Raw genomic sequence first — 17,984 nt, forward strand, 5'->3', positions numbered from 1 at the left:
TCACAGGTACTGTAGAAGGCGGAGTGGTTTGGTCGGTATAGAGCGAAGAGGTCGACGCTCCCGTGGCAGGGAGCGTCGGGTCTGGTTTGGTTCAGGTTTTTACGGCGTCAGGGACTTTTTCATGGCGGTTTCTTTTGGTCCATCGATGACCCTTTCAATCCAATTGCTATCCAGCGGATCCATCCATCGAATAATCGGTGGGGTGGCCTTCCAGTCGGTGGAAATGATCTGTCGTCCCTCGCGACTCCAGCTGGACATTTGAGCCTTGAGTTCGTCCATGTATTGGGAGGCCGGGCAACTGATATCGGCCCATGCGTCAACGATCCATGCGTTGATGTATTCCGGTTCACTAAAATCGAGAGTGGAGTGTTGAGTTCCCATCGGAATCCCGACAACAGTAAAGGTATGCGCTCCCGGCATTCTCCAAAGGCTTGCCACGCCGCCATTACTGATCACGATTACTGCGCTTGCAACTGCCATCTGGTCACAGTTTCCCGCGCCTGTCTTGAGTATTATTTCAGGATAATTGGGTTTGCCAGCTCTTTCGTACTCCCACAAAACAACGGGCTGAGTGAGTTTCACTCTTTCCTTATCGAGTGGGTCATGTGGCAGTTGTTGATTGAAGGCACCCAGGCCGGTGGCCTGTAGTTGGTCGTCTATTTGTTTTTCTGCGTCAGTCGCATAAAAACGATTCTTGTTGGCCTCGGAGAAACCACTGAAGGCGGATGGTTTGGGAGTAATGTTTATTTTAATTTCCGGGATATAAACCTCGACTCCCAAAATATTCCCTTGATTCCAGGTGGTGATTACAAATTCCCGTTTTTTTTCATCTGAAAAATGCTCGATTTTGCTCTTCAGTGCTTCGATATCAGTCGCACTGAAGCCCTTTTTAATTTCTAGATTTGAATACAATGTATCCAGTGATGGTAGGGCTTGAAAACGTTGATTCGGTATAGCCAGTGCGGGTTCAAGCAGGGGGTCTTTGGCCTTGTGAAAACCATTGATCAGGTCGGCCGCCAGACCATCATCCTCGTAATCAAGACGTGTGAATACAAGGTTGTTTGTGTTTTTCTTATCGTAAGGACAGAAGTAAAAAAGTCCTGTGTCTACTTCAGCGACCAAATAGTTGTATTTGCCATATATGATGCCAGGAATGTCTACCTGAAATGCCCTTACATCGCGCATGTCGTCGATGCCATCGATAATGGCGTTCACTCTTACAATGCGTGTTGATTTTTCAAGTTCATCATCGATTTGTTTATCCGGAAACCCGAAATGGGGATCATTGATGATGCTGCCAGTGGTTTCCGACTTGAATCGCATGTGTTCGACAAAGGGCGCAGCTGTGGCTTCTCCTACAACACCGTCAAACTTGTATATGCGTCGCTCATGGATCACTTGAGCGTTTGTACCTTTTGTAGGGTAAAGGCGTTTGTGCTCCAGTGCCTGAGCCCGTTGCTGTTCGGGGGTTTTAGTGGTTTTTATCTCTTTTGAGAGGCATGTTACGCCTCTCTTGGATTTTCCACCGGCGCTGCAAACCGCGTCGAAGCCCTCAAGTTTTCCATAATGAGAGGGTGAGGTTATGTCGGTAAGGGTATTGGGCTGTGTTGGATCGAATCGGTAAACGTTATGACCCACGACGACGTCGACTTGACCCGAAAAACGTCGAATCGTGTGAGGCTCTGTATCGAACAGGCGTGATGGCGCGAGTGTGGTTGTCCCGTCGCTGAATGTCACCGGCTCCAACGCGATGGAGCTGGCCGGCGTGAAGTTATCGAGGGGAGGACCATACGGTCGATTGCGGGTTGCGTCATAGGCATACCATTTCCCGTCCTTGAACAGCGCCGTAACCGGACGGGTCTGGCCTGACAACCCCGTGCTGGCTGCGCCCTCTGCGATATCGGCGCGCTTGAGCAGTTGCGCATGATCAATGGCTTTGCTGGTGCCATAAAAGCTCTTGATCTGATTGATGCCAAGGCCTGCGGCTCGGTAAAGCGTGGCTCCCAGCTTACACACCGTGTTTTTCCCGAACCTGAGCAAATCACCCATGCCACCCAGCGGGTTGGCGGATGAGAAGAGGCTGCTGCTCGTGATCCAGATCACTTCCACTGTCTTGGGAAAGATTTTGCCTGTTGATTTTGCCACCTTGACGGCCTGGCCAGCCGCCACGCCCCCTGGTATGACGAAGCCTGCTGCATCCAGCACACAATCGAACACGGCTGCGCCGACTTTGCCCTGGCTGATGTTGTCTATGCAGGACTTGAACGGCACCAGGCTTGCGAAGAAGTCTGAAATTTTGATCTTGAATGCTTTTTCGTTCTCCGAGTTCGTTGAACCTCGGGCCAGGCTTTCCAGTTTGTCTCGCCCCACCACGAAATGCTCATCGACGACGACTTTGGCCAAATAGTCAACTCGAGAGTGTGGAGAAAAAGCGTCGGGCACCCTGTCAAAGTTGTACCCGGCAGGGTAGAACGTGACCTGTTGGGTGATGGGTTGTATTTCTTCGATGATGACGTTGGAGGTTATACCTTCTCTGGGTACTGAACCTTTTTCATAGGCATCCCAATCGATCGGTTGTGGTGTGGCGCATTGCTTTTCTATGTAACCGCTCGGGTCATTCATGCTGCGAAAGGTTTTAAGTTCACCGTCCAACTTCAAGTGGATAGGGAGTTTTGTGTTCTTTCGGATTTCCACCGAGTCAGGAAACACTTCATAGTAAGTGAACTTTCCCTTGTATTCCGATCGTAGCAATATTCCGTGGCGCCCCTTGTGTGCCTCTATCTGCTCCGGGGTTTGAACGTAGCGGCCTTCGTCAACCGCACTGCGCACCGAATAAAATGTCTGACGACCAAACTCCAGGCTTTGTCGATCTTCCAGTGGCAATTGCGATATTAAATACTTGAACACCGATTCGGAGCCGCTGCGCAGGGTGTCAAAGTAAGCAGTAAAGGTTTCCTTGAAGAGGGAGTCGACGGATTTTAGTTGATTGAGTTTGTTTTCAATTGTTCGGATAGGGATCTGGCCGTTGTAAGAGCTCCAGATTCCGGGCTTCAGCTGTCCTGTGATATAGAGGTCGAGCAGCGAATACCTCGAAGCCCGTACGTTGTGGGGAATGTTTTTACCACGAAAGCACAGGTCTGCGTACGGCAAGCCCTCACCGAAAACCCTTTCCAGCTCGGCCTGAGCAAGCCCTTCTCTTGTAGGCATCGGCGCAGTCAAAGAATCTAGAGCCCGGGCCATCTGCGCTCTGACGTTGTTGAACTTCTCCCGGGCGACGTCCAACTGCCCTGCGGTGTAGGTATCGCTGGTATTGGCCACGAGGTTTCCATTGGCGATAGCCCAGTCGATCAGCGGATCGACCGAGGCTGATTGCGTGGCTATTTCCTGGCCCGCGGTAATGGGGGCCGTGCTGCCATAGGTCATGACCTGTTCGAAAGTCATGAGCATGGCGGCGCCTGGGTCGATCTGTTCGATACGTGCAACCGCGATCCTGAAGCTTGTCCATGTGTGACTGCCACAGACCAGATTGTCGGGCAAATTGCGAACCAGAAACTCTGGCGCGAAAGCGGACAACAAGTGGTACGCGGCGACAGGCGCGCTGGTGGCGGAAACTTTTCTACCGGCTATCAGATGCGCTTCGAGGCGGCTGACCACTGCTGAAGGCTTGGCTCCCCAATTGGCCGATTGCGTGAGGTTGTAACCGGCCACATGGTTGCGCGGCTGCCCCGGCGTGGGGTCGAGGTCGAGCAACAGCGCTGCCATGACCCATTCAGCCGCACTATTGGTAGTGGTGATGGCATTGAGATTGGACTCCAGTGTATTGCCCAGCTCAATACCAAGATCACTGTTGAGTGCGAGGTTCAGTCCTTGAGCGGGACTGGTCACAGACTTGTGCTGCAAGAGCGCATCGAGCAGGCCGCCGGCGACCGGTTGATCGAAATGCTGAACGGTTTGCCGGATCGTTTGCATATGCGTAGGGCTCAGGGGCAGTTCATAGCCTAAGGCACCCTTGTAATCAGCCCGCTTATTGCTCTCGGGCAACGCGAATGACATCGCCTTGATTAGGTTGCGCACTTCTCCCACGGTAATCGGTAACATCAAGCCCATGGCGCTGATGAACCGTTGCGCCGTGACCATGCGCCGGGCTTCCTGGGGATGTTTGAGAGCAAATAGTGAGTCCTTGTGAACGGCCAACGTGCAGCTATTGAGGTTGACGGGGGGGGCGTCGGTTTTGTCGTTGATGAGACCGGTCAGTGACGTTATCAGGGCGTGATAGCTATAGAGGTCACCCAAGCGTTGTCGTTGTTTTTCAACCTGTGCTTCGGATCTCGATTCCAGTGGTCTGAGCGGGTCGTCCGGCTTGATCTCGGAAAACGCTGGATGGGTCTCCAGCTCCTGGGCGCGCTGACGTGCCTGAGAGCGGTCCGGCGCTGGGCGCTCACCATGGAACCCGATGACCAGAGCCAGAGGAATTGACGAATTGGCCGGGTAAGCCACGCCATGATAGGTCGGGTCTATGATGCCAGCCGTCTTCAGTATCGGGCCGGCGACATTGGCCCAGCCGCTGTCATCCTCCAGGGTGAAGGTCTTTTCGACGCCCTGGACCTTGGCGGTCAGCGTGTTGTGCGCCGTACTGACTTTGACTGTAGAAAGGTCAACGTTTGCCTGCTTTGCCCAGTCAATGAAAAACGGGTTTTTAATGGCGCTGATAAAGTTCAGCCAGCAGTGGCCAAAGGTTGAATGCATGGGCACCACGACAGTCGCAGCGTTGTAACTGACTTTCCCGGCGGCATAGTCCGTCAACGCGCTCGCGTAACGGTTAATCAACTGCGTATCGCCATCGGCCCTTGAAGCATCGGTCCAGGTCACAGCGCGCCTATGGCGCAGCAAGCGGATAACGTGCCGTGCAGTATTGGTCTGCGAGTCAGATGGGCTGTCATCGATGTCTTCGTCAGTAGCACTGACAGCACCTTCCAGCTCATCCATCGTGTTGAGGTATTGAGTGAGGGTCGCGAGGTTATGCGATTCGCTTTCTTCGATGTCGGGTGTCGGTTCGACGTCTTGCTCAAAGACTTCGACGTGTGCAACGTCCGCGTCAGCTGCCGCAGTATCTCGCTTGCGGACATGATGGGCGTTCAATACTGGCTCAGTGTGGCCAACATGCTCCGCTGCTTGCGTCTCGAGGATCAGCTCAAGGTAGGTTTTTGCCGGGTTTTGTGGACTGCTTCGTTGCAGCACTTTTGCAACGTCTTCGATCAGTTGCTCATCGTCTAGCAGGTCATGTTCCGTGGACTGATACATGAGCTTGAGAATCGTCTGGGAAAGGCCTGGTTCACCCCTCGCCATGGGTTTCTCCAGGATTTGCTCTATATCGTTCTCCAGCCGCTCCTGATGCAGTGCCGGACTTTCGACTTCCGGGGGGAGGGCAGTGCCGGGGTCTGTCGGGTCCTGAAGCGATTGTCGATATTCGTTATACAGCGCCGAGACGGCGATGAGAGCGGTCGTCACACTTGCCCGCGGATTGTCCCTGATCAGTTGCAAGGCCGTTGAAGCTGCTCCGAGCGAGTAGGGGACGAGGGTAAAGGATAGGCGGAACAGCAAGCGGTTCAACTGTTGTGTGATCGGTTCCCACCATGAAACCGGCGTTACCTGTAAAGGTCCTATTGGCTCAAATTGCTCCAGGACTTCGAGGATGGATGAGCTTTCTTCCAGCTGGCTCAACAGCCCTTTAAGTTCATCAGCCGAAGCCGACGGAAATGTCAGTGCATCATCGATACGACTAAAGACATCGAGAACGGACTGAGTCAACTGCTCCAGCGTGGTCCCACCCAAGGTTGCGGGTGAGGCAGTGGATGCCAAGTCGGGGCTCACGTTGTTATCTGATGCGACTCCGTTGCGAGTCGTCTGTGCCGCAACGAAAGTGTTGACCTCAGCTCGCGTTTGCTCGACCTGAGTGAACAGGGCGGAAGGGCCGTGGGTGCTGTCAGGTGCTGACGTAGAGTTTGGATCAAAGCTCGTGCTCTTCGAACCCGTGCGGACCAGGGACATGGCGGGCGAGACAGGGTCGGTTTCTTCAATAACCGATCTGGGAAGGGCGGTGGGCTTGTCAATATACGCAGATGATGTGAGCCCACCCAGTGCGCTCAATGCGTTGACGACATAAGTCAACTTCCCCTGGATGCCACCGGTTGGTTGGGGGCCGCCGGTGTTTACCTCTTTGTAGAAGCTGGACTTGCTGTCGATCTCTTCCAGAAGCGAGATCAGCTCAGAAACAGACAGTGTGTTCTCTGTGGCGGGTGCAGTCGCGGATTTGAATTCGAAGTACCGATGTGCAGTTGCATTGTCGTTTGCCTTCAAGAATTCAGCGTCAGCCAATATTTCATCGAGGTCTTTTGGCTCAGGCCTTTCTGCACCTTGAAACGCCTCAATCGCATCGCAAAGCTTCTGCACCGTACTTTCGGCGGCCCCCCAAGTGGCCAGTTCGCGGGTGTTGGGTATGGCCAGCAGAAGCCTGGACGCGAGGCTTTTCGCTTCTGCCGGTGAAGGCCTGACCTCGATGTAGTCTTCGAGCAGGCTCAGTACTTCATTTAGCTCGCCTTCGCTCTTTGGATGAATGAACACCCGGGTTTGCTGGGTAACGTCACGCAGTAACTTCCACGTGCCATTGTCGACTAACTCGCCCGCGTTGATTTTCTGCTCTTGCCTGGCTCGAGCTCGCGTGAGTTCCGATTGCAGGTATCTATGGAGTCCGTCATTAGGAAGTCTGACGTTTTCTGTGAACGTTGCCAGCCATCGCTCCGAGGGTTCATTGCAGATGCAGTCGACATACTCGCGTAATTGTTCTGGCGAGAGTCCGTCGAGGGGCTGGATCGAGCGCATGATGGCCTCGAGAAAGAGGGGTGCGAATGCTTTACCGGCGTCCTTTTGCAAAATACCGGACTTCAGCAGTTCTACAACGAACTGCTCAGACACTGATTCGCTGCGTAGTTGACGTTCGATCGACGACCAGAAAGTGTTGAGAGACGCTTGATCAAAAACCTGACTCTCTTTAGAGCCGAACATGTTGGCGCAAAATGCTGGAGGAGCGACAGGCTGATGAGGATCACGAAGTGCCAGACCAATGCCCGACCCGGCCTGGTCAGGCAGTCGTTGAAACGGTATGGGCGTAGAACTGTTGCGCGTATGTGCGACAGAGAGTCTGCTGTCTGTTTGTGATGGCGTGATCCGGATTGGATTCGTAGGCGCTTGGGTGGTTGTTGCAGTAGCGTTGACTGAGGGCATATGGACCGTTTCGATGCGTTGAAAGAAGTCCTTGACCGCTAATGAGTCAGGCAGGCAAGGCGTCAACGCGAAACGATAGGCGAACCATTTTTTTGAAAAATGATGGGATTATTCGAAAGGTATCGAGGTCGAGGCTCACCGGTCCTTCAGGCGTCAAGAATACCTTTGACCTTATCGCGCAACTGATCAATGGAAAACGGCTTGCCAATCACATGCATCCCGGTTGGCACTTCGATGCTTTCGGCATAACCACTGGCAAACAGAATCGGTAGCGCAGGGCGAAAGGTACGCGCTACGAATGCCAGTTCACGCCCGTCCATGATCGGCAAGCCAACGTCGGTCATCATCAGGTCGATGTGCCGGTTCAAATCCTTGAGAAGCTCCAATGCCTGCTCACTGCCGTCGGCCTCCAGCACATTGAACTCCAGTTCCTCCAGCACATCGATAATAAGCATGCGCACGATGGAATCGTCTTCGACGACCAGAATGGTGGGAGCATTGGTGGACATGGTGGGGGTCTCGAAAATGAATGGGCGTTCGCCGGTCGATTGAAATCGCCGACCCTAATGCATGAGTAAATGGCGGATCCCGACAAGTTCCCGACGCGCTATAAAAGAATGATGGAAAGGATAACCGCTCCCTTGGCGCGGGAGCAGTTGAATGTAGGATTTTGCGCGAAAATGCGTGAGAAATTTAGAACTGTGTGTCGGTTTTGGGGCAAACTCCCTGGTTTTCACCCGTTCAACAAGGCCTGATTATGACCACCGTGTCTTCGGTTGATGAGCAACGATTCCGGAAACTCCTGAACCGCAATATCAGCCTGCCGCTGGGTGTCGGCGTCATCAGCGCGGTCTTTTTCGTCTCGCTGATTACGTATCTGCTGTCGACGATCCAGTGGGTCGAGCACACCGACCGGGTGATCAATAACGCCAATGAGGCGGTCAAGCTGACGGTCGACCTGGAAACCGGCATGCGTGGTTTTCTGCTCAGTGGCGATGAAAAATTTCTCGAACCCTACGAAACCGCCAAGCCACGCATCGAGGTGGTGCTCAATACCCTGCTTGATTTGACTGCCGACAATCCGGTGCAGACCGACCGTCTGCACCGGTTGCAAGGCTTGCAGCAGGAATGGGCCGAGTACGCGCAATCGATGATCGACTTGCAGCGAACCAGTGGCGACTACCGTAGCGCGGTCAAGGCCGGAAAGGGCAAGCGCCTGACCGATGAGGTGCGCAAGCAGTTCGAAGACGTGATCGACATGGAGCAGCAGTTGCGCGCGGCGCGCAATGAGGAAGTGCGCGGTACGACGATCTGGAGCATTGCCCTGTATCTGGTGTTCATCGCCGCGATCAGCGGCTTGCTGGCGTATGTGGGCCGGCGTGATCTGATCAACCTGTCGCAACAGTATGGCGCCAACCTTGGCCGGCAACAGGCCAGCGCCGATCGACTGGAGCGCCAGGCTTGGCTGCGCAATGGACAGACCGGCTTGGCCGAGCAAATGCTGGGGCAACTGTCCCTGAACTTGTTGGGGCGCAATATTCTGCAGTTCTGCGCCCGTTACCTGGGCAGCGCCGTGGCGGCCATTTACGTACGTGAAGAGCACGGTGGCCTCAAACGCGTGGCGGCGTACGGCATGTCCCGCGATCAGGAAGAGCGCGAGCAACAGATTTACAGCGATGAAGGCATCGTCGGCCAGGTGGCGCAGCAAGCGCGGCTGATTCGTCTCGACGATGTACCGGGCGATTACTTCAAGGTCAGCTCCGGCCTGGGCGAAGGCCTGCCGCGCAGCGTGCTGGTGGTACCGACCAGCGACGATGACCGGGTCAACGGCGTCATTGAACTGGGCTTCCTGCGGCCCTTGGACGACCGTGACATCGAACTGCTTGAACTGATTGCCGGCAACATCGGCACCGCCATCGAGGCCGCGTGTTATCGCCAACGCTTGCAGGAAGTCTTGGCCGAAACCCAGCAACTCAACGAGGAGCTGCAGGTTCAGCAGGAAGAACTCAAGACCGCCAACGAAGAGCTCGAAGAACAATCGCGGATTCTCAAGGAGTCCCAGGCGCACCTGGAGACCCAGCAGGTCGAGCTGGAGCAGACCAACGAACAACTGGCGGAGCAGGCCGAGATTCTGGCCGAGCAACGCGATGCCATGGACCTGAAGAATACCGAGCTGAACCAGGCGCAAAGCCAGCTTGAGGAACGCGCCGAAGAGTTGCAGCGTTCAAGTAAATACAAGTCCGAATTCCTCGCCAACATGTCCCACGAACTGCGTACGCCGTTGAACAGTTCGCTGATCCTGGCGAAGTTGCTCGCAGAAAACCCCCAGGAAAACCTCAGTGCCGAGCAGGTCAAGTTTGCCGAGTCGATCTATTCCGCCGGCAACGATTTGCTCAACCTGATCAACGACATCCTCGACATCTCCAAAGTCGAGGCCGGCAAACTGGAAATCCGCCCGGAGAACACCAGCGTGGAGCGTCTGGTGGACGGCTTGCGCGGCATGTTCCAGCCGCTGGCGACGGACAAGCAACTGCATTTCAACGTCGAGTTGCACAGTGGTGTGCCGGCCATGATCTTCACCGATCGCCAGCGCCTGGAGCAGGTGATCAAGAACCTGCTGTCCAATGCGGTGAAATTCACCGAGCAAGGCAGTGTCAGCCTATCTGTCGCCAGCGCGCCGAATGAGGGCATTGCGTTCATCGTGCGGGATTCGGGGATTGGCATTGCCGACGATCAGCAGGACAGCATTTTCGAGGCCTTCCGTCAGGCCGACGGCACCACCAATCGGCGTTACGGTGGCACCGGGTTGGGTCTGTCGATTTCCCGTGACCTGGCGGCGCTGCTCGGCGGTTCCATCAGCGTCTCCAGCGCGCCGGGGCAGGGCAGTGTGTTTACCTTGGTCGTGCCGCAAAACTACGTTGAGCCACCAGAGGACGCCGTCGAGCCGATGTGGGCATCCCCGGTCGTGTCAGTACCGAGTGTCCCGGCTCCCCAGGCCAAGCCATTGATCGCCGAGGTCGACATCCCGCGTTTCAACGATGATCGCAGCAAGGCGCCGTTCAGCACCCGCTGCATTCTCGTGGTGGAGGACGAGGCGAACTTTGCCCATATCCTCTACGACCTCGCCCATGAACTGGGCTATCAATGCCTGGTGGCCCATGGCGCGGACGAAGGCTACGACTTGGCCCGGCAGTTCATTCCCGACGCTATCCTGCTGGACATGCGCCTGCCGGACCATTCCGGGCTGACCGTGCTGCAACGCCTGAAGGAGCATGCCGAGACCCGGCACATTCCGGTGCATGTCATTTCGGTCGAAGATCGGGTGGAGGCCGCGATGCACATGGGCGCCATCGGTTATGCGGTCAAGCCAACCACCCGTGAAGAACTCAAGGACGTGTTCATGCGCCTGGAAGCCAAATTGACCCAGAAGGTCAAGCGTGTGCTGCTGGTCGAAGACGATGATTTACAGCGTGACAGTATTTCCCGCTTGATCGGCGACGATGACATCGAAATCACTGCGGTTGGTTTCGCTCAGGAAGCGCTGGACCTGCTGCGCACGACGATTTTCGACTGCATGATCATTGACCTCAAGTTACCGGACATGCTCGGCGGCGACTTACTCAAGCGCATGTCCACCGAGGAAATCTGTTCGTTCCCGCCGGTCATCGTCTACACCGGGCGCAACCTGACCCGGGACGAAGAGGCCGAACTGCGCCGTTATTCACGATCGATCATCATCAAGGGCGCGCGCTCACCCGAGCGTTTGTTGGATGAGGTGACACTCTTTCTGCACAAAGTCGAATCCCGGCTGTCCCACGAACGGCAGAAGATGCTCAAGACCGCCCGCAGCCGCGACAAGGTCTTCGAGGGGCGCAAGGTGCTGCTGGTGGATGACGATGTGCGCAACATCTTTGCCCTCACCAGTGCCTTGGAGCAAAAGGGTGCCGTCGTGGTCATTGGCCGAAACGGTCGGGAAGCGATTGCTCGATTGAATGAAGTCGAGGACATCGATCTGGTGTTGATGGACGTGATGATGCCGGAGATGGATGGCTTTGAAGCCACCATTGAAATCCGCAAGGACCCGCGCTGGCGCAAGCTGCCGATCATTGCGGTCACCGCCAAGGCCATGAAGGACGATCAGGAACGCTGCCTGCACGCAGGCGCCAATGATTACCTGGCCAAGCCCATTGACCTTGATCGCCTGTTTTCGCTGATACGTGTGTGGTTGCCAAAAGTGGAACGCATCTAGTGGAACGCCAGTATTCAGTGGAGCGAAATACCGAAATCGAATTGCGCTTGCTGATTGAGGCCATTTACCTCAAGTACAGCTACGATTTTCGCGACTATTCCGGTGCATCGATCAAGCGCCGAGTGATCCATGCACTGAGTCAGTTCGAGTGCAATACCATTTCGGCCCTGCAGGAAAAGGTCCTGCACGATCCGGCTGCGTTCATGCAATTGCTGCAGTTGCTGACGATTCCGGTCAGTGAGATGTTTCGCGACCCTTCTCACTTCCTGGCGATTCGCCGAGAGGTGGTGCCGTTGCTCAAGACTTACCCGTCGATCAAGATCTGGATCGCCGGCTGCAGCACGGGCGAAGAAGTCTATTCGATGGCCATTTTGCTGCGTGAAGAAGGCCTGCTCGACCGCACCATTATCTACGCCACCGACATCAATCCGCGTTCGCTGGAGAAAGCCAAGCAAGGGATTTTCTCCATGGAGAATGTCCGCGCCTACACTGCTAACTATCAACAGGCCGGTGGCCAGCGCTCGTTTGCCGACTACTACACGGCGGCCTACGGTTACGCGATTTTTGACAAGTCATTGTGTGAGAACGTGACCTTCGCCGATCACAGCCTGGCAACCGACAGCGTATTTTCAGAGACTCAATTAATTTCGTGTCGCAACGTATTGATTTATTTCAATAAAAATCTTCAGGATCGTGCATTTGGTTTGTTTCACGAGTCGCTGTGCCACCGGGGTTTTCTGGTGCTGGGCAGCAAGGAAACCCCGGATTTTTCGGCGTTCGGCAACCAGTTCCAGCCGTTGGTCAAACAAGAACGGATCTACCGAAAATCATGAACGATGCACCAGCTTTTCCTTCCATTGAAGCGATCGTGATCGGCGCCTCGGCCGGTGGCGTCGAGGCGTTGTTGAATATCCTCGGACCGCTGCGTGAAGGCTTCGCGTTGCCGATCATCGTTGTGTTGCATCTGCCGAATGAACGTCGCAGCCAATTGGTGGATGTCTTTGCCCGCAGGGTGGTCTTGCCGGTGCAGGAGGCCATCGATAAAACCCCTATTGAAGCCGGGACGCTGTATTTCGCGGCACCGGGCTATCACCTGTCGGTGGAGCAGGACCGCAGCTTTTCCTTGAGTCTCGAAGACCGTGTGCATTTTTCACGGCCTGCCATCGACTACTTGTTCGAATCCGCTGCCGATGCCTACGGCCCGACCTTGGCCGCCGTACTGTTGACCGGCGCCAACCGCGACGGTGCCCATGGCCTGGCGCAGGTCAAACGCCATGGCGGGCTGACGATTGTGCAAGACCCGCAGGAGGCACAGGTCGCAACCATGCCTCAGGCGGCGCTGGATATTTCGCAGCCTGACCATATTCTCACTGTCCGCGGCATCGGCCGTCTGCTTGTCGAGCTGGAACGAATCGCATGCTAAGTACTACCCAGGCCAAACTGCTGATCGTCGACGATCTGCCGGAGAATCTGTTGGCACTTGAAGCGCTGATCAAGCGCGAAGACCGCGTCGTGTACAAGGCGCAATCGGCCGACGAGGCCTTGTCGCTGTTGTTGCAGCACGAGTTCGCCCTGGCCATCCTCGACGTGCAGATGCCCGGCATGAACGGCTTTGAACTGGCCGAGCTGATGCGTGGCACGGAGAAGACCAAGAACATTCCGATCGTGTTCGTCAGCGCTGCCGGCCGCGAGCTGAACTATGCGTTCAAGGGCTATGAAAGCGGCGCCGTGGACTTCCTGTACAAGCCGCTGGATATTCATGCGGTCAAGAGCAAGGTCAACGTGTTTGTCGAGTTGTACCGCCAAAGCAAGGCCATGAAGCAGCAGGTCGAAGCCCTGGAGCAGAGCCGTCGCGAACAAGAGGCTTTGTTGGCACAGCTGCAGAGCACGCAGCTGGAACTGGAGCAGGCGGTGCGTATGCGCGACGACTTCATGTCCATCGTCGCCCACGAAGTGCGAACGCCGCTCAATGGCCTGATTCTCGAAACCCAACTGCGCAAGATGCATTTGGCCCGGGATAACGCAGCTGCCTTCACCCTCGATAAAATGCACGCCATGGTCGACCGCGATGAACGACAGATCAAAAGCTTGATCCGCCTGATCGAAGACATGCTCGATGTGTCGCGCATTCGTACCGGCAAGTTGTCGATCCGGCCGACCTGCTTCGATCTGTCGGTGCTGGTCTGCAGTTTGTTACAGAATTTTGCCCAGCAGATCGAGGCGGCCGAATCGTCCGTTACCCTGCAAGCCGAACAACCGGTGGTCGGCAATTGGGATGAATTTCGCATCGAACAGGTGATTTCCAACCTGCTGACCAACGCCTTGCGCTACGGTGCCAAGAGCCCGATCGAGGTAAAGGTCTACAGTGAAAACGGTGAGGCACGGGTCGAAGTCCGGGATTTCGGGATCGGCATCAGCGAAGAAAACCAGCAACGGATTTTCCAGCAGTTCGAGCGGGTTTCGGCCAAGCAGGTCGTCGCCGGGTTAGGTCTTGGATTGTTTATTTCCGAACAGATAGTGACCGCCCATGGCGGTTCCATTACCGTCCAAAGCCGGATTGGCGAAGGCGCCCTGTTTCGCGTTTGTCTGCCGCTGTAGGAAAACAGCCGGAAAAACGCAACCTCTGATCGACCTCGGGGTCGTATCAGCAGCTATTGAACGAACAAAGGCTTCCCATGAGTGAAGATGCACAAGATGTAGTACTCGTCGTCGAGGACGAGCCGGTTATCCTGATGGTGCTGACCGATTACTTGTCGGGGCAGGGGTATCGTGTGCTACAGGCGGAAAACGGTGAGCAGGCCTTCGAGATTCTCGCCAGCAAGCCCCATCTGGATATGTTGATCACCGACTACCGCCTGCCTGGCGGCATCTCCGGCGTGCAGATCGCCGAACCCGCGGTCAAGCTGCGACCGGACCTCAAGGTGATTTTCATCAGCGGGTATGCAAAAGAAATCCGCGAAACCGGCAGCCCGATCACCCTCAAGGCGCCGATCCTGGAAAAACCGTTCGACCTGGATGTGTTGCAGGACATCATGCAGGACTTGTTGTCGTAAGGCCCTGCTCTCGATGGTCGTCAACGACCACGCGGGATGCCTGACACCCACCGCCCCTTGTAGGAGCTGCCGCAGGCTGCGATCTTTTGATGTTGTCTTTAAAAGCAAGATCAAAAGATCGCAGCCTGCGGCAGCTCCTACAGGGGAACTCAGGCCCGCACCATCTCCCGCACCTTCGCCGTCAACAAATCGAAGGTGAACGGCTTGGTGATCATCTGCATGCCCGAATCCAGGAATCCCCCGCGCACCGCCGCGTGTTCCGCGTAGCCGGTGATGAACAACACCTTGAGCCCGGGTCGGTATTGCCGGCCGATCTCCGCCAATTGCCGGCCATTCATGCCGGGAAGCCCCACGTCGCTGATCATCAAGTCGATCCGTTGCCCCGAGTCGAGAATCGGCATCGCACTGTCCGCATCGCCTGCCTCGACAAAGCCATAGCCCAGTTCGCTCAGCACGGTTCTGACCAATACCCGAACGGCCGGGTCATCTTCGACGATCAGTACCGTTTCTCCTTTTCGGGCAATCAACGGGTGCAGGCTTTCCACCGGTTGCCCCTGCGGTACATCGCCCAGATAACGCGGCAGGAAAAGACTGACCGTAGTGCCTTCGCCGACGGTGCTTTGAATGGCCACGTGGCCACCCGATTGCTTGCTGAAACCGTAGATCATCGACAAACCGAGTCCGGTGCCCTGGCCGATCGGCTTGGTGGTGAAGAAGGGGTCGAACGCACGGTTGATCGTGCTTTGTGTCATGCCGCAGCCATTGTCGGTCACGCTGAGCACCACGAAATCGCCGGGGGCCAGATTACTGTGGGGTTGGGTGAATTCCTCGTCCAGTTGTCGGTTCGAGGTTTTCACCACCAGTTCGCCGCCGTCCGGCATCGCGTCACGGGCATTGATCACCAAGTTGAGCAGGGCGCTTTCCAGTTGATTGGGGTCGGCCTCTGCCACCCACAGCGGCTCGCTCAACTGCATGTCCAGACGAATGCGTTCATCGATGCTGCGTTGCAGCAACTCGCCCATGGACACCACGAGGGCGTTCATCTCCACAGGCTTTGAGTCCAGCGATTGCCGCCTGGAAAAGGCCAGCAGTCGGTGTGTCAGGCCGGCTGCGCGGTTGGCGGAGGTCACGCCGAGGTCGATCAGGCTGTCCAGGTCTTCAAAGCGTCCTCGAGCCAGGCGCCGGCGTAACAACTCCAGGCTGCCGATGATCCCGGTCAGCATGTTGTTGAAGTCGTGGGCGATACCGCCGGTGAGTTGGCCGACCGCTTCCATTTTCTGCGACTGGCGCAGCACTTCTTCGTTGTGACGCAACTGTGCGGTGCGCTCTTCGACTTGCTGTTCCAGGGTTTCCAGGGTGTTTTGCAAGCGCAGTTCGCTTTGGCTCAAATCAATCAGCCGGTCCCTGGCTTCGTACTGTCGTCGGCGCCCCCGCAACGCGGTCGCCACCAGGCTGATCAAGGTTACCGGATGGAAAGGACGCTCAAGGAACGTCACATTGCCCAGTTGCGAGCCAAAGCGTGAGGTCGAGTTCTGTTCCGGCCCGCCGTGGTGCGTCAGCAGGACGATCGGCAGGTCGGACCAGGCCGGTTGCTGTTCGATCAGTTTGATCAGTGGCTCAAGCGCTTGGCCCAGCAGGGCTTCCGAAGACACCAGCAGCAATCCCGCACCTTGTTGCAGCTCGCCGCACAGTTCGCGCAAATCGCGGCTGATGACCCCATCGAAACCGGCTTCTTTAAGGATCATCAGCGCAATCTGGCTATCGCGACCCAACGGCGCGAGGATGATCGCGCGCTCTGATGTCGCCTCCCGAAGCATCACGGATGTTCATCCGCGAGCAAGGGCGCGCCCGCCCCCAGGTAAGTCGGCACCCCACGCAGCACACCCTGGAAGGCTTCCAGCGGTTCACCGATGGTCATGCCCCGTGAGCCGATCCGGTATTCACGGATGGTCGACTCGTGGCTGCCGGTGCGTTTCTTGATGATCGAAATGGCCCGGCGCACCTTGCCCAGTGCCTCGAAGTAACGCAGCAGGATGACCGTATCGGCAAGGTAAGTGATGTCCACCGGGGCCTGCATGTCGCCGACCAACCCATGTTGGGCGACGGTCATGAAGGTCGCGGCGCCTTTGCGGTTGAGGTACAGCAGCAACTCGTGCATGTGCAGCACCAGGGCGTTTTCTTCCGGCATTGCCGCCTGATAGCCGTTGATGCTGTCGATGACCACAGTCTTGATATCGCCGCCGTCCACACAGCGCCGCACTCGGTGGGAAAACTCGCCGGGCGACAGTTCGGCGGCATCCACTTGCTCGATCAGCAGGTTGCCGGAGTCTTGCAGTGCCTTGAGGTCGATCCCCAAATGTTTCATACGCTCGAACAGCAAGCCCAGTTCTTCGTCGAAAATGAACAACGCGGCTTTTTCGCCCCGGGCGACGGCAGCAGCGGCGAAGATCATCGAAATCAGGGATTTGCCGGTACCGGCCGGACCCAGGATCAGGGTGCTCGACCCGGTCTCGATGCCGCCGCCCAGCAGGGCGTCCATTTCCGGGATGCCGCTGGTCAATTGCTGCCGCAAGTAGGCACCGCGGTGTTCAGCCGCCACCAAGCGTGGAAACACATGCACGCCATCGCCCATGATGGTGAAGTCATGAAAACCGCCCCGGTACTTCTGCCCCCGGTATTTCACCACACGGATACGCCGCCGCTCGGCACCGTAGTTGGGCGTCAGCTCTTCCAGACGAATCACCCCGTGGGCCACGCTGTGGACGGTTTTGTCGAGAGACTCGGTGGTCAGATCGTCCAGCAACAGGACCGTGGCGTCGTAACGCACGAAGTAATGCTTGATGGCGAGGATCTGCCGGCGATAGCGCAGGGAGCTTTGCGCCAGCAGGCGGATTTCGGACAGGCTGTCGAGGACGACGCGGGTCGGCTTGACCCGCTCGACCGCCTCGAAGATTTGCTTGGTAGCTTCCCCCAACTCAAGGTCGGAGGAATACAGCAAAGTCTGCTGGTGCTCGGCATTGAGCAGATCTTCCGGCGGCGTCAGTTCGAACACGGACAGGTTCTGGTCCAGCTCCCAGCCATGGGACCGTGCGCCCTGGCGCAGCTCGCGTTCGGTTTCGGACAGGGTGATGTACAGACAGCGTTCGCCGGCTCGGGCGCCGGCCAACAGGAAGTGCAAGGCGACGGTGGTCTTGCCGGTCCCCGGCTCGCCCTCCAGCAGAAACACGTGGCCACGGGACAGTCCGCCGTCGAGAATGTCATCCAGACCTTCAATCCCGGTGGCGGCTTTTGCGCTTATCAACTCGTTGGCTATAGACAAAGAATGCCCTCTCTTGACCAGGGGAACGAGGCAGCAGGCGCTCAGCGCCTGAACGAGGTGCCTGTTCACTTGACCCTGGGCC

The 17,984-nt window shown here is 56.5% G+C and carries 9 protein-coding genes; 5 read left to right on the forward strand and 4 right to left on the reverse strand.

All coding sequences use genetic code 11. The features are described from left to right. Positions 1-99: 99 nt before the first annotated feature. A complete protein-coding gene (locus tag ABTV22_RS13850; RefSeq protein WP_433740939.1) occupies positions 100-7,062 on the reverse strand; it encodes a hypothetical protein in 6,963 nt (2,320 codons plus the stop codon). Positions 7,063-7,427: 365 nt separating this feature from the next. Next, positions 7,428-7,790 carry a response regulator gene (locus ABTV22_RS13855; RefSeq protein ID WP_433740941.1) on the reverse strand — a complete coding sequence of 121 codons (363 nt, stop codon included), beginning with the start codon at positions 7,788-7,790 and terminating at the stop codon, positions 7,428-7,430. Between the two features lie 248 nt (positions 7,791-8,038). Here ABTV22_RS13855 and ABTV22_RS13860 point away from each other — a divergent pair, with 248 nt between their 5' ends. From ABTV22_RS13860 to ABTV22_RS13880, 5 genes are all read left to right on the forward strand, one after another. Then, the gene (locus ABTV22_RS13860; protein ID WP_433740943.1) at positions 8,039-11,530 is read left to right on the forward strand and encodes a response regulator; all 3,492 of its coding nucleotides are present in this window, start codon (positions 8,039-8,041) and stop codon (positions 11,528-11,530) included. Beyond that, entirely contained in the window at positions 11,530-12,363 is an 834-nt protein-coding gene (locus tag ABTV22_RS13865; RefSeq protein WP_433740945.1) for a CheR family methyltransferase, read from the forward strand. The genes ABTV22_RS13860 and ABTV22_RS13865 overlap by 1 nt, the downstream gene beginning before the upstream one ends. Next, positions 12,360-12,953 (forward strand): chemotaxis protein CheB, encoded by a 594-nt coding sequence (locus tag ABTV22_RS13870; protein ID WP_433740947.1) that lies wholly within the window; start codon positions 12,360-12,362, stop codon positions 12,951-12,953. The genes ABTV22_RS13865 and ABTV22_RS13870 overlap by 4 nt, the downstream gene beginning before the upstream one ends. Next, the gene (locus ABTV22_RS13875) at positions 12,947-14,128 is read left to right on the forward strand and encodes a hybrid sensor histidine kinase/response regulator (protein ID WP_433740949.1); all 1,182 of its coding nucleotides are present in this window, start codon (positions 12,947-12,949) and stop codon (positions 14,126-14,128) included. The genes ABTV22_RS13870 and ABTV22_RS13875 overlap by 7 nt, the downstream gene beginning before the upstream one ends. A 77-nt stretch (positions 14,129-14,205) precedes the next feature. Next, positions 14,206-14,583, forward strand: coding sequence for a response regulator (locus ABTV22_RS13880; RefSeq protein WP_110963035.1), 378 nt, complete (start codon positions 14,206-14,208; stop codon positions 14,581-14,583). A 149-nt stretch (positions 14,584-14,732) separates the two neighbouring features. Here the strand turns inward: ABTV22_RS13880 and ABTV22_RS13885 are convergent, their stop codons facing one another. Beyond that, complete coding sequence (locus ABTV22_RS13885) at positions 14,733-16,400, reverse strand: response regulator (protein WP_433741394.1); 1,668 nt, start codon at positions 16,398-16,400, stop codon at positions 14,733-14,735. Beyond that, positions 16,400-17,902, reverse strand: a complete 1,503-nt coding sequence (locus ABTV22_RS13890) for an ATPase domain-containing protein (RefSeq protein ID WP_433740952.1) — start codon at positions 17,900-17,902, stop codon at positions 16,400-16,402. The genes ABTV22_RS13885 and ABTV22_RS13890 overlap by 1 nt, the downstream gene beginning before the upstream one ends. Between the last annotated feature and the right edge of the window lie 82 nt (positions 17,903-17,984).

Source organism: Pseudomonas putida (genome assembly GCF_050990305.1).
Lineage (GTDB): Bacteria > Pseudomonadota > Gammaproteobacteria > Pseudomonadales > Pseudomonadaceae > Aquipseudomonas > Aquipseudomonas putida_AH.

Bases quoted from the DNA above. Each gene is read 5' to 3' on its own strand.
- ABTV22_RS13850 (WP_433740939.1), bottom strand. From the start codon at position 7,062: ATGTTCGGCTCTAAAGAGAGTCAGGTTTTTGATCAAGCGTCTCTCAAC.
- ABTV22_RS13855 (WP_433740941.1), bottom strand. From the start codon at position 7,790: ATGTCCACCAATGCTCCCACCATTCTGGTCGTCGAAGACGATTCCATC.
- ABTV22_RS13860 (WP_433740943.1), top strand. From the start codon at position 8,039: ATGACCACCGTGTCTTCGGTTGATGAGCAACGATTCCGGAAACTCCTG.
- ABTV22_RS13870 (WP_433740947.1), top strand. From the start codon at position 12,360: ATGAACGATGCACCAGCTTTTCCTTCCATTGAAGCGATCGTGATCGGC.
- ABTV22_RS13875 (WP_433740949.1), top strand. From the start codon at position 12,947: ATGCTAAGTACTACCCAGGCCAAACTGCTGATCGTCGACGATCTGCCG.
- ABTV22_RS13880 (WP_110963035.1), top strand. From the start codon at position 14,206: ATGAGTGAAGATGCACAAGATGTAGTACTCGTCGTCGAGGACGAGCCG.
- ABTV22_RS13885 (WP_433741394.1), bottom strand. From the start codon at position 16,400: ATGCTTCGGGAGGCGACATCAGAGCGCGCGATCATCCTCGCGCCGTTG.